This is a genomic window from Hyphobacterium indicum (assembly GCF_003129605.1).
GTDB lineage: Bacteria > Pseudomonadota > Alphaproteobacteria > Caulobacterales > Maricaulaceae > Hyphobacterium > Hyphobacterium indicum.
The window spans coordinates 159,421-171,566 of the sequence record NZ_QBDX01000004.1 but is presented as its reverse complement, the minus strand read 5'-3'; the positions used below and the strand labels follow the sequence as shown (position 1 = coordinate 171,566).

Annotated in this window: 16 protein-coding genes; 4 read left to right on the top strand and 12 right to left on the bottom strand. The window is 61.7% G+C overall.

Going from position 1 to position 12,146, the window contains the following annotated elements:
* Positions 1 to 11: 11 nt before the first annotated feature.
* Positions 12 to 878, bottom strand: coding sequence for a CAF17-like 4Fe-4S cluster assembly/insertion protein YgfZ (ygfZ, locus tag DBR16_RS13890; protein WP_161539453.1), 867 nt, complete (start codon positions 876 to 878; stop codon positions 12 to 14).
* Here ygfZ and DBR16_RS08810 point away from each other — a divergent pair.
* The 3 genes from DBR16_RS08810 to DBR16_RS08800 are packed head-to-tail and all read left to right on the top strand — an operon-like array spanning position 859 to position 3,925.
* The gene (locus DBR16_RS08810) at positions 859 to 1,818 is read left to right on the top strand and encodes a glycosyltransferase family 9 protein (protein ID WP_161539452.1); all 960 of its coding nucleotides are present in this window, start codon (positions 859 to 861) and stop codon (positions 1,816 to 1,818) included. The genes ygfZ and DBR16_RS08810 overlap by 20 nt on opposite strands.
* A complete protein-coding gene (locus DBR16_RS08805) occupies positions 1,815 to 3,158 on the top strand; it encodes a dihydroorotase (protein WP_109260898.1) in 1,344 nt (447 codons plus the stop codon). The genes DBR16_RS08810 and DBR16_RS08805 overlap by 4 nt, the downstream gene beginning before the upstream one ends.
* A complete protein-coding gene (locus DBR16_RS08800; protein ID WP_109260897.1) occupies positions 3,158 to 3,925 on the top strand; it encodes a type 1 periplasmic-binding domain-containing protein in 768 nt (255 codons plus the stop codon). The genes DBR16_RS08805 and DBR16_RS08800 overlap by 1 nt, the downstream gene beginning before the upstream one ends.
* Here DBR16_RS08800 and DBR16_RS08795 read toward each other — a convergent pair.
* Together DBR16_RS08795 and DBR16_RS08790 are read right to left on the bottom strand one after the other, a co-directional pair.
* Positions 3,922 to 4,344, bottom strand: a complete 423-nt coding sequence (locus DBR16_RS08795) for a TIGR02301 family protein (protein WP_109260896.1) — start codon at positions 4,342 to 4,344, stop codon at positions 3,922 to 3,924. The two genes, DBR16_RS08800 and DBR16_RS08795, sit on opposite strands and share 4 nt — an antisense overlap.
* Positions 4,345 to 4,376: 32 nt before the next feature.
* Positions 4,377 to 4,766 (bottom strand): NUDIX hydrolase, encoded by a 390-nt coding sequence (locus DBR16_RS08790; protein WP_109260895.1) that lies wholly within the window; start codon positions 4,764 to 4,766, stop codon positions 4,377 to 4,379.
* Between the two features lie 64 nt (positions 4,767 to 4,830).
* Here DBR16_RS08790 and DBR16_RS08785 point away from each other — a divergent pair, with 64 nt between their 5' ends.
* Complete coding sequence (locus DBR16_RS08785; protein ID WP_161539451.1) at positions 4,831 to 5,433, top strand: SOS response-associated peptidase; 603 nt, start codon at positions 4,831 to 4,833, stop codon at positions 5,431 to 5,433.
* Positions 5,434 to 5,451: 18 nt separating this feature from the next.
* Here DBR16_RS08785 and DBR16_RS08780 read toward each other — a convergent pair whose 3' ends face one another.
* The 9 genes from DBR16_RS08780 to DBR16_RS08740 all read right to left on the bottom strand — a co-directional run bounded on the left by DBR16_RS08780 (position 5,452) and on the right by DBR16_RS08740 (position 12,136).
* Positions 5,452 to 5,778 (bottom strand): type II toxin-antitoxin system HicB family antitoxin, encoded by a 327-nt coding sequence (locus DBR16_RS08780; protein WP_109260893.1) that lies wholly within the window; start codon positions 5,776 to 5,778, stop codon positions 5,452 to 5,454.
* The gene (locus DBR16_RS08775) at positions 5,771 to 6,031 is read right to left on the bottom strand and encodes a toxin HicA (RefSeq protein ID WP_109261811.1); all 261 of its coding nucleotides are present in this window, start codon (positions 6,029 to 6,031) and stop codon (positions 5,771 to 5,773) included. Before DBR16_RS08775 ends, DBR16_RS08780 begins: the two co-directional genes overlap by 8 nt.
* Positions 6,032 to 6,269: 238 nt before the next feature.
* On the bottom strand, positions 6,270 to 7,070 hold the full coding sequence (locus tag DBR16_RS08770) for a 3-hydroxybutyrate dehydrogenase (RefSeq protein WP_109260892.1): 801 nt from the start codon (positions 7,068 to 7,070) through the stop codon (positions 6,270 to 6,272).
* Positions 7,071 to 7,121: 51 nt separating this feature from the next.
* Positions 7,122 to 7,913, bottom strand: a complete 792-nt coding sequence (gene yaaA, locus DBR16_RS08765) for a peroxide stress protein YaaA (protein ID WP_109260891.1) — start codon at positions 7,911 to 7,913, stop codon at positions 7,122 to 7,124.
* A gap of 58 nt (positions 7,914 to 7,971) precedes the next feature.
* Entirely contained in the window at positions 7,972 to 9,378 is a 1,407-nt protein-coding gene (locus tag DBR16_RS08760) for an FAD-binding oxidoreductase (RefSeq protein ID WP_109260890.1), read from the bottom strand.
* Positions 9,375 to 10,328, bottom strand: coding sequence for an L-threonylcarbamoyladenylate synthase (locus DBR16_RS08755; protein WP_109260889.1), 954 nt, complete (start codon positions 10,326 to 10,328; stop codon positions 9,375 to 9,377). Before DBR16_RS08755 ends, DBR16_RS08760 begins: the two co-directional genes overlap by 4 nt.
* Positions 10,329 to 10,365: 37 nt before the next feature.
* On the bottom strand, positions 10,366 to 10,926 hold the full coding sequence (locus tag DBR16_RS08750; RefSeq protein WP_109260888.1) for a YceI family protein: 561 nt from the start codon (positions 10,924 to 10,926) through the stop codon (positions 10,366 to 10,368).
* 13 nt (positions 10,927 to 10,939) lie between these two features.
* Positions 10,940 to 11,530, bottom strand: coding sequence for a cytochrome b (locus DBR16_RS08745; RefSeq protein ID WP_109260887.1), 591 nt, complete (start codon positions 11,528 to 11,530; stop codon positions 10,940 to 10,942).
* Positions 11,531 to 11,533: 3 nt separating this feature from the next.
* The gene (locus tag DBR16_RS08740) at positions 11,534 to 12,136 is read right to left on the bottom strand and encodes a YceI family protein (protein WP_109260886.1); all 603 of its coding nucleotides are present in this window, start codon (positions 12,134 to 12,136) and stop codon (positions 11,534 to 11,536) included.
* Between the last annotated feature and the right edge of the window lie 10 nt (positions 12,137 to 12,146).

The window sequence follows — 12,146 nt, the reverse complement described above, 5'->3', positions numbered from 1 at the left end:
AGTGGGGGAATTCAGTCAGCCAGTTGTGGCGGCAGCGTGATGATGACCGGATCGCTGTCTATCGCCGGTGGCTCTGTTGCCGCTTCCAGCCGGTCCAGCCGGATGGTGGCAAGGGCGGTTTTTCCGGTGGTGGAGGTGATGGCGCCCAGCGGAATTCCGCCCGCCACTATGGTGTCGCCGACGGCCATGTCCCGGTCCGCCGAGGCAAGCGTTACGGTGCGCTTGCGGATCGTCCCGCGGCGCTTCATGCGGGAGAGGACTTCCTGGCCGATGAAGCATCCCTTTTTCCAGCCAATGCCGCCATAGAGATCAAGATTGACGTCGGTCGGGAAGACCTCTGCCTCCCCGTAATCCCGGCCGAAGGCCGGAACGCCGTGCGTGATCTCGATGTCAGACTGGTTCTGTGCGCCGTCCTGGCCGGGCGTGCCGGAGGCGATGGCGCGGAGCGGCAGGGCGGAGCATCGCGGGTCCGGCGCCCCGGTGCCGGTCACGACCAAGGCGTTGCCGTCGAGCAAAATGTCGGCTTTGGCGCGCAAGCGGTAGAGTGACAGGCGCTTGACGAGGCTTTCGGCAGCGCTGGCGGGCACGTCCAGGATCACGCCATCGGCCTCGCCGTGAATCAGGAAGTCGCAGAGCACCTTGCCCTGCGGTGTCAACAATGCCCCGGTCTGGATGGTCCCCGGCTCGCAGATTTTCATATCGGTTGTGATCACGCGCTGAAGAAAATCGCGCGAGTCCGGGCCGCGAATGACGATGGCACGGCGGTCAGAAAGGTGGGCAGGGGAATGGCTCATCACCGCCATATGGCATTGCCGGTTGTGCTGGCCAAGGGGGAAGGCATGGTTTAAATCGCTGGCGATGAAGCGCATTCTGTTCATCACCTCCACCCGCATTGGCGACGCCGTGATCAATTCCGGCGTTCTCGATTATCTGGTCCGGCAATGGCCGGACGCAAAAATCACCATTGCCTGTGGCCCGCTCGCCCAGCCGGTACTGGAAAACACGCCCGGCCTGGAGCGTCTGATCGTGGTGCGCAAGAAGCCGTTCGGCCTTCACTGGTTCGGGCTTTGGCGGCGGGTCGTGACGCGGCGCTGGGATCTGATCGTGGATTTGCGCGGGTCGGCCATTGCCTATCTGTTACTGGCAGATCAGCGACGGGTGTTGAAAAGCACCAGGGTCAAAATGCACAAGGTGCGTGAAGCGGCCGGTGTGTTGCGGCTGGATCCGCCGCCAGCGCCGAGAATCTATCTGACCGATGATGCCCGCGAACGCGCGCTGGGCTGGATGCCGCCGGGGCGGGACTGGCTGACGGTCTGCCCCTCTGCCAGCCTGCCCTTCAAAATGTGGCCAGCCACGCATTTTGCCGAAGTGGTCAAGGCGCTGGTGTCTCCCGGCGGAGCGATGGCCGGCGCGGGTGTGGTGATCGTGGGCGGGCCGGGCGATGAAGCGCACGCTGAGCCGATCCGCAATGCCTTGCCGGACAAGGGTGTGCTGGACTTGACGGGCAAGCTCTATCTTTCCGATGTCGCGGCCGTTGTCGAACGCGCGCGGCTGTTTATCGGCAATGATTCCGGCCTGATGCACATGTCGGCCGCCATGGGAACGCCGACGCTCGGATTATTCGGCCCTTCGGACGAAATCCTGTATGGTCCGTATGGCGAACAGTGTGCCACGGTACGCGGGCCGCGCGGGCTGGAAGAGACGAAGAAGCAGTTTCCGGACTGGCGCCACCACCCTTCCAGCCTGCTGGAAGATCTGAGTATTGACGCCGTGCTCGAAGCGTCGAAGCGACTCCTGGAACGAACGGAAGAGACATGACCCAGACCTATGATCTGATTATCCGCAATGGTGATGTTGCCAATCATGCCGGACGCGGCAAAGCCGATATCGGCGTCATCGGCGGCAAGATCGCCAAGATGGGCGATCTGTCGCAAGCCGATGCCGGCGAGGTGTTTGATGCCTCCGGCCTGACCGTGCTGCCGGGCGTCATTGATAGCCAGGTTCATTTCCGTGAACCGGGCATGGAGTGGAAAGAGGACCTGCAATCGGGCTCACTGGCAGCCGTGATGGGCGGCGTAACCACCGTATTTGAAATGCCGAATACCGAACCGGCCACGACGGATCCGGATGCGCTCACCGACAAGCTGAAGCGGGCAAAGGGGCGCATGCATTGCGACCATGCCTTTTATGCCGGTGCCACGAACGAGAATGCCGCAGATCTGACGGTCATGGAGCAGATGCCGGGCTGTTGCGGCGTGAAAGTCTTCATGGGCGCTTCGACCGGCTCCCTCCTGGTGCAGGATGATGCCGGGGTGGAACGGGTGCTCAGGGCGATCAAGCGACGGGCGGCCTTTCATTCCGAGGATGAATACCGTCTGGCTGACCGGCGCAAGCTGGCCCGGGACGGGGACTGGACCAGTCACCCGGAAGTCCGCGATGCGGAAGCGGCGATCATGTCAACCAAACGCCTGCTCCGCATTGCCCGCGCGACGGGAAAGCGGATCCACGTATTGCACATCTCGACCAGGGAAGAGGTCGATATTCTGCAGGAGAATCGCGACATCGCCAGTTGCGAAGTGACGCCGCAGCATCTGACACTGGTTGCACCGGAAGCGTATGAGCGCCTGAAGGGCTTTGCCCAGATGAACCCGCCCATCCGCGACGCGGACCATGTCGCGGGCCTCTGGAAAGGGGTGGATCAGGGATTGTTCGATGTCCTCGGCTCGGATCATGCGCCGCACACGCGCGAGGAAAAGGCCCGGCCCTACCCGCAAAGCCCGGCGGGGATGCCCGGCGTCCAGACCCTGGTGCCGGTGATGCTGACCCATGTCGTAGACGGGCGGCTCAGCCTCGAACGGTTCATTGATCTGACCAGCCATGGCGCGCAGCGGGTCTTTGCCATTGCCAACAAGGGCCGCATGGCGGTTGGCTGGGATGCCGATTTCACCATTGTCGACCTGAAGGCACGGCGTGAGATCACCGAGGACTGGGTGGCCTCGAAGTGCGGCTGGTCGCCCTTTACCGGCATGACCGCCAAGGCCTGGCCGATGGCCACCATAGTGCGCGGTCAGACCATCATGCGTGACGATGAATTGCTGGTGCAGGGCAAGGGCGCGCCGGTCCGGTTCATGGAAACCCTGCCGGAGGAAGCTGCCTGATGACGGAGCGGACGAGCTTTTACTTCTTCGATATCGACGAAAACATCCTGCACCTGCCGACCAAGGTGCATTTGCTGAACACCGTCACCGGCGAAGAAATGTCGATGTCGCAGCGCGAATTCGAGGGCATACGCGCCTATCTTGGCGTGGCGGGGGATTGGGAAGACTGGGCCGCGCCGCCGGAGCGCGCCTTTCGTGAATTTGCCGATGGCAAGGACCGCAATGGCGAGGAATATCTCCACCGCGATATCCGCCGCGCGCTCAAGGCCGGGGAGGGCTGGAAAGGCCCGTCCTGGGACATTTTCCGTTACGCCGTGCTGAGAAAGCGGCCCGTTGCCTTCGTGACGGCGCGCCAGCATTCCGCCGATACGATCAAGCAGGGCATTGCGATCCTGAAGGAGGCGGGAGAGCTACCCGAGGAACCGCTCTATGTAGCGGTCTTCGGAGTGTCCAATCCCGAGGTGCGGACCGAGCTTGGCGCGCATCTGACGACAGCCGGCCTGAAGCGCAAGGCGATCCGCATGTGTGTCGAACGCGGGCTGGATGGCTATGGCCGGGACCTGCCCCACAGTTTCGGCATGTCCGATGATGATCCCAAGAATGTGGACCTGATCACCTCGGCAATGCTGGAATGCAAGATGGACTACCCGGAGAAGCGCTTCTTCGTGATTTCAACCAATCGCCGCCAGCATGTGAAGCTGGAAGTCTTCCCGCCACACAAGGAGGAATCCAAGCTGCGGGCCGCCGAGGGTGACTATTACGGCTAATCCAGCACTTCGTTGAGCAGGGCCTGGCTCATCTGCGCGCCGCGGCGGGCCAGATTGCGCCGTTCCGCCTCTGCTTCCACACCGCAACGGATGCGCGCCTGCTGTTCGACCTGATAGCCGTCATTGAAGGCGTCGATCAGGCGTTCGCGGCGATAGCCGCTGAGCGGCGCTTCCAGTCGCAGGAGTTCGATCATACGGTTGCGCCATTCCTGCGTGTCATCGCCCTCACAGGCGTAGGCCAGATAGTGCAATTGCCCCAGCGTATAGGCGAGATAGGGCAGGGTGCGGCCGGGATCGCGGAACGGATCAGCGCTGGCTTCGGTGTCCTGAGCGGCTTCATTGGCCACGGCAATGCCCGGCTTTTGCTGCGCAAAAACCGGTGGCGTAAATGTCAGAAAGAGGATCAAGATCCAGCGCATGAATTCTCTTTGGCAAAGGATTGCGGCGAGGTCTAGGCGGGCGTGATCACCTTGCGGGTGCGATCCCAGCTGACACGTTGAAGCGCTTCTTTCACGGGAACGAATTCCGCCGCCTCTGCATCATCTGCCGCCACCGGTTCGCCGCTGATCCATTCGGCCTCGAAATCGATCAGCACGTAATGCTGATCTTCCATAATGGAATCGACGACATCAATCAGCCGCGTGATGCGGGCGGTGATGCCGGTCTCCTCCTGCAACTCGCGCAAGGCGGCCTCTTTCGCCGTCTCCCCGAATTCCATCTTGCCGCCAGGGATGGACCATTTGCCTTTCAATGGCTCGCGCCCGCGCCTGACGAGCAGGACTTCGTCACCGCGGCGGCAGACCACGCCCACGCATGCCAGAGGCCGTCTTTTCTCGCTCATATCCGGTCCTTGACGCTGGAACTTCCCGCGCCAAGCTAGACCGGAATCGATGCGGGAACACCCCATGTGCGGACGCTATGACATAGAGGTCGACCCAAAGACGCTGAGCGAGATGCTGGGGCTGGAGGTTCCGGACTTTGTGCGGGATGCGGATTTTTCACCCGGCGACACCGGCCCCGTCATTGCCGTTGGTCAGGATGGTCGGACCAAAGTCGTGCTGATGCGCTGGGGGCTGGAGCCGTCCTGGATGACGGAAAAGCCGGCCCGGCCCATGTTCAATGCGCGGGCCGAGACCGTGGCGGACAAGCCGATGTTCCGCTCCGCCTTCAGGCGCAAGCGGGCGCTTGTCCCGGCCATGGCGTTCTATGAATGGAGCGGCAAGCCGGGCGCGAAAACCAAATGGCGGTTTTCGAAAACCGATGGCTCACTTCTGATTTTTGCCGGCCTGTGGGAGGCGCGGAATCGCGGCGATGGCCAGAAGCAGCTGACCTTTACGGTGCTGACGACCACGCCGAATGCCGAAACCGCCGATTATCATGACCGGATGCCGGTAATACTGGAGGGTGAGGCACAGAAAGTCTGGCTCGATCCCGAAGCCGACCCTCAAATGCTACTGGAAATGGCGGCGCCCGCGCCTGATGGAACGCTGAACGTGGCCGCGGCTTAAGCCTGTGAATTGAGTCGACTACGCCGTCAGAAGCGATGAAACGAGCCTGTTCAGGCTTATTCCTTGTTCGGCGGCCTTAATGGCCAGGTTCCGGTGCTGTTCGGGCGGCACTCTAACCTGAAATTTTCCACTATACCGCTTTCCGCTTAGCGGTTCCGGTACAGCTTCACCATTCGCAGCCATATCCGCCACAATTTCTCCGACGAGGGTGACGATACCTTCGAGCGCGTCAGATTGGTTCGGTGCCAGATGCGACAAGCTCGGAAACTCGGCGCAAAGTCCGACGAATTCAGCATCTTCGTCGGACCAGATGACCCGATATGCATATTGTTTATGGTCAACCATCGCCCTTCTCCCTGCGTTGTTCTTTTCGCTTCTTCTGTTGCTCGTTCAGCTTTTTGACCGCGGCGAGCACCTGTTTCACCTGGTAGGTTTTTGCCTTCCCGTTCCTGGCTTTCTGGATATTCACACGCGGGTCGCCAGGCCATGGCGTCTTGTAAACGTGATGACTGGTTCCCTTCTGACGTGGCTCACCAAAGTAGTGTGCGCACACCGCCGCCAAATCTGAAAAACGCACGTTCTCCGGTGCGGATTTCATTTGGTTCAGGGTCTTGTCTATCCGCTTCACGGCGTTTAATTTAATATCATTAATGATACCATTCAAGCGTTTTTACAAGAGCGACTTCGATGGTTTGCGATTGTTCACCCGGGGTTCCGAAAACCGTTCCCGGATTAATACCAAAAGACGATTGGTTGGGGCGGCAGAGTTCGAGCATAGGTAAATCCGGCAGCGATCCGGGAAAGGCCGTGCGTTTGAAGGCGCTCAGAGCAGTCAATCAAGCGGCGGTCCAGCCGCCTTCGACCGGGAAAGCGGCCCCATTGCAGGATGCGCCCGCATCCGAGGCAAGATAGAGCATCAGCCCGACGAGCTCGTCATATTCAACGAATTTCTTGGTCGGTTGGGCTTTCAGCATCACGTCACGCACGACCTCTTCCTCGCTGATGCCGCGCGCCTTTGCGGTGTCGGCGATCTGACCGTCAACCAGCGGTGTGCGGACATAGCCCGGGCAGATGGCATTGGCCGTGATGCTGCATTCCGCGACTTCCAGCGCCACCGTCTTGGTCAGGCCGACAATGCCGTGCTTGGCGGCGACATAGGCGGATTTGAAGGGGGAGGCGACGAGGCCGTGTGCCGAGGCGATGTTGAGGATGCGGCCCCGTCCCTGCGCTTTCATGACGGGAATTGCCGCCTTGATGGCATGAAAGGCGGAAGACAGGTTTATGGCGATGATCGCGTCCCACTTGCCGGCGGGAAAATCCTCGATCTTCGCGACATGCTGGATGCCGGCATTGTTGACCAGAATGTCGAGACGGCCGAATTCGGTGCCGGCAAATCCGATCAGATCCGCAATTTCGTCCGTCTTGAGCATGTTGGCCGGGTGATAGCGGACCTCGACGCCATGTGTGGCGGCCATCTGCGCCCGCAGGGCTTCGATGTCGGCCGTATCACCCAGGCCATTGAGGATGATGTTGGCGCCACAGGCGGCGAGGCCTTCGGCCAGGGCCGCGCCAATGCCGCTGGTGGATCCGGTAATGATCGCGGTCTGTCCGGACAGGTCTGTCTGAATCGTGCTCATACACTGCCCTTAGCAGGACTTGTTGCATCGCACCATTTCAAGATTCAGGGATCAGGCCGCTTTCCTTGCAGCCTTGGGCGCAGGCTGTGGCCGCGAAAACTCCAGCTTTCCTTTTGTGGAAGCGGCTTTGTCGAAGCGGTAGCCATCGATATCGAAGGCACTCAGGCGTTGCGGGTCGTCGATCCGGTTGTCGATGATCCAGCGCGCCATCTTGCCGCGCGCCTGCTTGGTGAACATGAAGAGCGGCCGTGACTTGCCGTCCTTTTCTTCCTTGAAGGCGACGTCGATAATATCGGCGTTCAGCGTCTTTTTATCGACCGCCCTGAAATATTCGTTCGAGGCCAGATTGATGATGGTGCGCGTAGGTGTCCGGCCCAGCGCAGTATTGAGCACCCCGGCAATGTCGCTACCCCAGTAATCATAGAGCGTCTCGCCGCGCCGTGTGTGAACTTTCGTGCCCATTTCCAGGCGATAGGGCTGGATACGGTCCAGCGGACGCAAAATGCCGTATAAGCCCGACAGAATGCGGACATGATCCTGCGCCCAGACAAGATCCTCCTGCGAGAGGTCCGGGGCCTCGAGCCCGCGATAGACGTCCCCGGCAAAGGTCAGAATGGCCGGCTTGCCGCTCCTGTTTTCGGGGTCGAAAGCCTTGAAACGTTCGTAATTGAGCTGCGCCAGATCATCCGACAGGCCCATCATCTGCTGGATCTGTGCCCGCGTCAGATTGCGTGTGGTCTTTGACAGCGTGGCCGCCCGGTCCATGAGTTCCGGCTGCGTGACGTCCGGGGCCGGGACGTCGTCGAAATTCATCAGCTTTGCGGGCGATAGTAAAACAAGCATGGCAATCTCCTTGATCGAAGATTTAGGCTGATGCGGCGCGGGTTTAAAGGGCCGTGTCTCAGCCGTTCGGAATGAGGACGCGGGGATTCATGATCCCGCGTGGATCGAGGGCGGATTTGATGGATTTCATCATCTCGACCTCCAGCGGGCGGTGGCGGGCCAGATCGCCGCTTTTCAGTGTTCCCACGCCGTGTTCGGCGGCGATGGAGCCACCATAGGTCTGGACGAGATCATAGATGGCTTCGGTCACCGGACGGCAGGCAGCGACGAAGTCCTCGCCGGCCCCTTCGGCCTTCTGCATGACATTGAAATGGACATTGCCGTCGCCAACATGGCCGAAAGCGATGACCTCGGCGCTGTCCAGCATGCGCTCTGCTACACGTGTGCCGTCGGCGATAAAGGCGGCGATTTTCGAGACCGGGATGGACACGTCATGCTTGGCTGCCTTGCCATGGGCTTTTTCGGCTTCCGCAATGGGTTCGCGCAATTGCCACAGGGCCTGCGCCTGCGCTTCGCTTTCGGCAATGACGGCGTCTTCGACCAGGCCGCGTTCCAGACCGGTCTCCAGCGCCGCTTCCATGGCAGCGCGGCCCTCACCCATCCGGCCCGCGCCGATTTCCAGCAGGACATACCAGGGGTGGGAAGCGGCCAGAGGGTCGCGGCTGCCGGGTATGTGTCTGAGCACCAGATCAAGCGCATTGCGCGGAATGATTTCCAGCGCCGACAGCGTTCCGCCGGAGGCGGCCTTGGCGATGCCGAGGAGCTCAACGGCTGCCGACGGTGAGGGAATGCCGGCAAAGGCGACCGTCATTTCAGACGGGCGCGGGAAAAGTTTCAGCGTGGCCGCCGTGACAATCCCCAGCGTGCCTTCTGCGCCGATAAAGATCTGTTTGAGATCATAACCGGAATTGTCCTTGCGCAATCCGCGCAAGCCATTCCAGATCCGGCCATCGGGCAGGACCGCTTCAATGCCGAGGACCAGATCGCGCATCATGCCATAGCGCAAGACATGGACGCCGCCGGCATTGGTCGAGATCAGCCCGCCAATCGTGGCTGACCCTTGCGAGCCGAGGCTGAGCGGAAACAGGCGGTCATTTTCCGCTGCCAGCGTCTGGACGGTTTCCAGAATACAGCCGGCCTCGACGGTGAGGGAATCGTTTGCGGTATCGACCTCCCGAACCTGTTTCATGCGTGCCATCGAAATCAGCACCTCGCCCTGCGGAATCGACCCGCCGACCAGTCCGGTATTCCCGCCCTGAGGGGTGATAGCGGTTCCGGCCTCCGCGCAGATCCGGACCGCTTCGGCAGTCTCGGCCGTGCTGGCCGGTTTCAGCAGGATTGGCGTTTCGCCCTGCCAGCGCCCGCGCCAGTCGCGCGTATGCGCTGCCATATCCTCCGGGTCCGTGCTCCAGCCCTTCGGGCCGAGGGCAGATTTCAGGGCATCAAGGGTTTGTCCGGTGATCATGCGATGTCTCTCGGCGCGGCGGCGCGTTGCAGGCGGTCATTGATGGCTTCGCCCAGACCTTCATCGGGAATCGGCGCGACGGCAATGCCGGCAACAGCGCCGGCATCCAGTTCCCGCAGGAAAGCGAACAGATTGGCGGCGGCTTCCTGCAGATCGCCGTCAGGCGACAGGTTGCGGTCCGCGATTTTGCTGGTGCCAAATCCGAGAAAGGCTTCCCCTTTTTCCGGCGCGACGGCATTCAGGCGGAGGCGGGCGCGCGGCGCGTAATGGCTTTGCAGCATGCCCGGGGAGGCTTTCGGCGAGGCGGCATCCGGTGCGGAAAGCGGGCCGGTGATGGCCTCGATGGCTTCGCGTGCCAGCCCGCCCTTCCGCAAAAGAAGCGGTGTGTTGCCGTCAAAACCGATCACCGTTGATTCGACCCCGACCCGGCAGGGGCCGCCATCCAGGATCAGGCCGATGCGTTCACCCAGACCCGCGGCGACATGCCCGGCCTGTGTGGGGCTGACGCCGCCGGACGGATTGGCGCTGGGGGCGACGAGCGGACCGCCGAATGCCTGAATCAGCGCTTGCGCCACGGGATGAGCGGGCGCCCGCACGGCCAGGGTCTCCAGCCCGGCGCAGGCCAGCTCGCTGACCGGGCAGTCTGTTGTGCGCGGCAAAACCAGGGTCAGCGGGCCGGGCCAGAAGGCCGCCGCGAGCTTGCGCGCCAGCGGGGTGAAGACGGCCAGCGCTTCGGCCATGCCGGTTCCGGTGACGTGGGCAATCAGCGGATTGAATTTCGGGCGCCCCTTGGCGGCATAGAGCGCCGCGACGGCAGCGCCGCTGGTGGCATCTGCGGCGAGGCCATAGACGGTCTCGGTGGGCATGGCGACGAGCCCGCCGTCCCGCAACAGGCTGGCGGCTGCGCGAATGGCAGCGGGATCCTCTCCGGATAATACAGGCGCGGTCATGGATGCAGCTAGCGCCGCTAACGCGGTACGGGCAAGTCTAGTCTGCCGATATGGCTTCAATATGGATGCGGACCGTCACCTCTGCGCCGGTGTCGCCCCAGGAGGCGCCACCGATACCGAAGTCACGCCGGTCAATGGCCAGCTCTCCGTCGGCAATGGCGCGGTCCTCCACGACCGCCAGGCGGAAATGAAGCGTGGCGGGCCGTGTCTCGCCCTTCAGCATGAGGTCGCCCTCGGCGGTGTAACAGCGCGCGCCATTTCCGGCTTCGCAGTCCATGATCTCGGTGACCTGCTCTGAAACAAAGCGGGCATAGGGGTGCGAATCCGGCGCGAAGCCCGCATCGCTTTGCAGCGGGTCGTTAAACTGGCTCGACCCGGCGTCAACCGATGCGACGCCCACGCGCGCTTCGATCCGCCCGGTTTCCGGCGCATCTGGGTCAAGGTGGATATCGGCTTCAAATTCGCCGATTTCGCCCGTGACGGGTGCGCCAAAGGCTTCGGTTTCGAACGTCATCGAGCTGGCATCGGCATCGACGCGCCAGTCTCCAGCATGAGCGGCGGGAGCGGCCAGCAGGGCGAGGGCCAGTAAACGCAACATCTTTTGTGTCCTCTTACGATCGCCTCAGAAAGGGCAACATGCGAGCCAGCACGTCATCCTTGTCGAAAATATGGTGTTTCAAGGCCGCGCCTGCATGCAGAGCCAGCAGAACGAGGATCGCCCAGCCACCGCGGCCGTGCAGCCAGCCCGTAAATTCGTACACTGATTCCGATTCCGGGACTGGCAGATTCGGCAATCGCAGCGCGTCGCTATCGAACAGATAGCTGGGCAGGCCGGAGCTGGACGCTGCCGCCCAACCCAGCAAAGGCATGCCGATCATCAGGACGTAAAAACCAATATGGGTGAAGCGCGCTGCGAATTTCTCCCACCCGGCCATGGTCTCGGGCATGGGCGGCGTCTTGTGCGTGAACCGCCAGGCGAGCCGCGCAAGGCTGAGGACGAGAACCAGCAGCCCGAATGTCTTGTGCATGTTGTAAATGAAGCGGACGTCCTCGAGGGTCGCATCCGTTTCCTGGCCGGACAGCATGGCTTCGCGTAAATCACCGGCCTGCCAGCCGACCACGATCAGCAAGACAAGCATGATGGCGATCAGCCAGTGCAGGGTGATGGCCACGGTGGTGTAGCGGTTGGATTGCGTCGTCATGCTCTACTCCTCGCGAAGAAATTCCGCCTCGATCCGGATCCTGACTTCATCTCCGGCAATAGCTGCGGGAATGAAGGGACCGATGCCATAATCACTTCTGGCAATGACCATATCGGCTCCAAAACCAATGACATCCCTGTTTTCCAGAAAGTTGAAGTTTCCGCCATAGAAAACAATGTCCATGCGGGCCGGGTGCGTGATGCCGCGGATGGTCAGCTCGCCTTCCGCGATGCCGGTTTCGCCGCCGGTCACCTCGATGTTCGAGGACCGGAAAACGATTTGCGGATGGCGTTCAGCCGAGAACCAGTTCGGCCCGCGCAGGGTTTCGTCAAATGCGTCATTGCCGGTCGAGACCGAGCCGGCCTCGATGATGGCGGTCATCTGTGCGCTGCCCGGCTCGGCCGGATCAAAATCGAGACTGGCGTCAATGCGGTCAAAACGGGCTGTATACCAGGAGAGCCCGAAATGCCGCGAGCGCCAGTGGACAGAGGCGTGATCCGTGTCGAGCTGCCAGCTGCCGGCCGGCAGTTCGGCCGGGTCCTGCGTCGGGGCGCTGACGCACGCGTTCAGCAGCGCCATCAGCAAAACAGGCAGAATTAATCTCATACAATGCCTC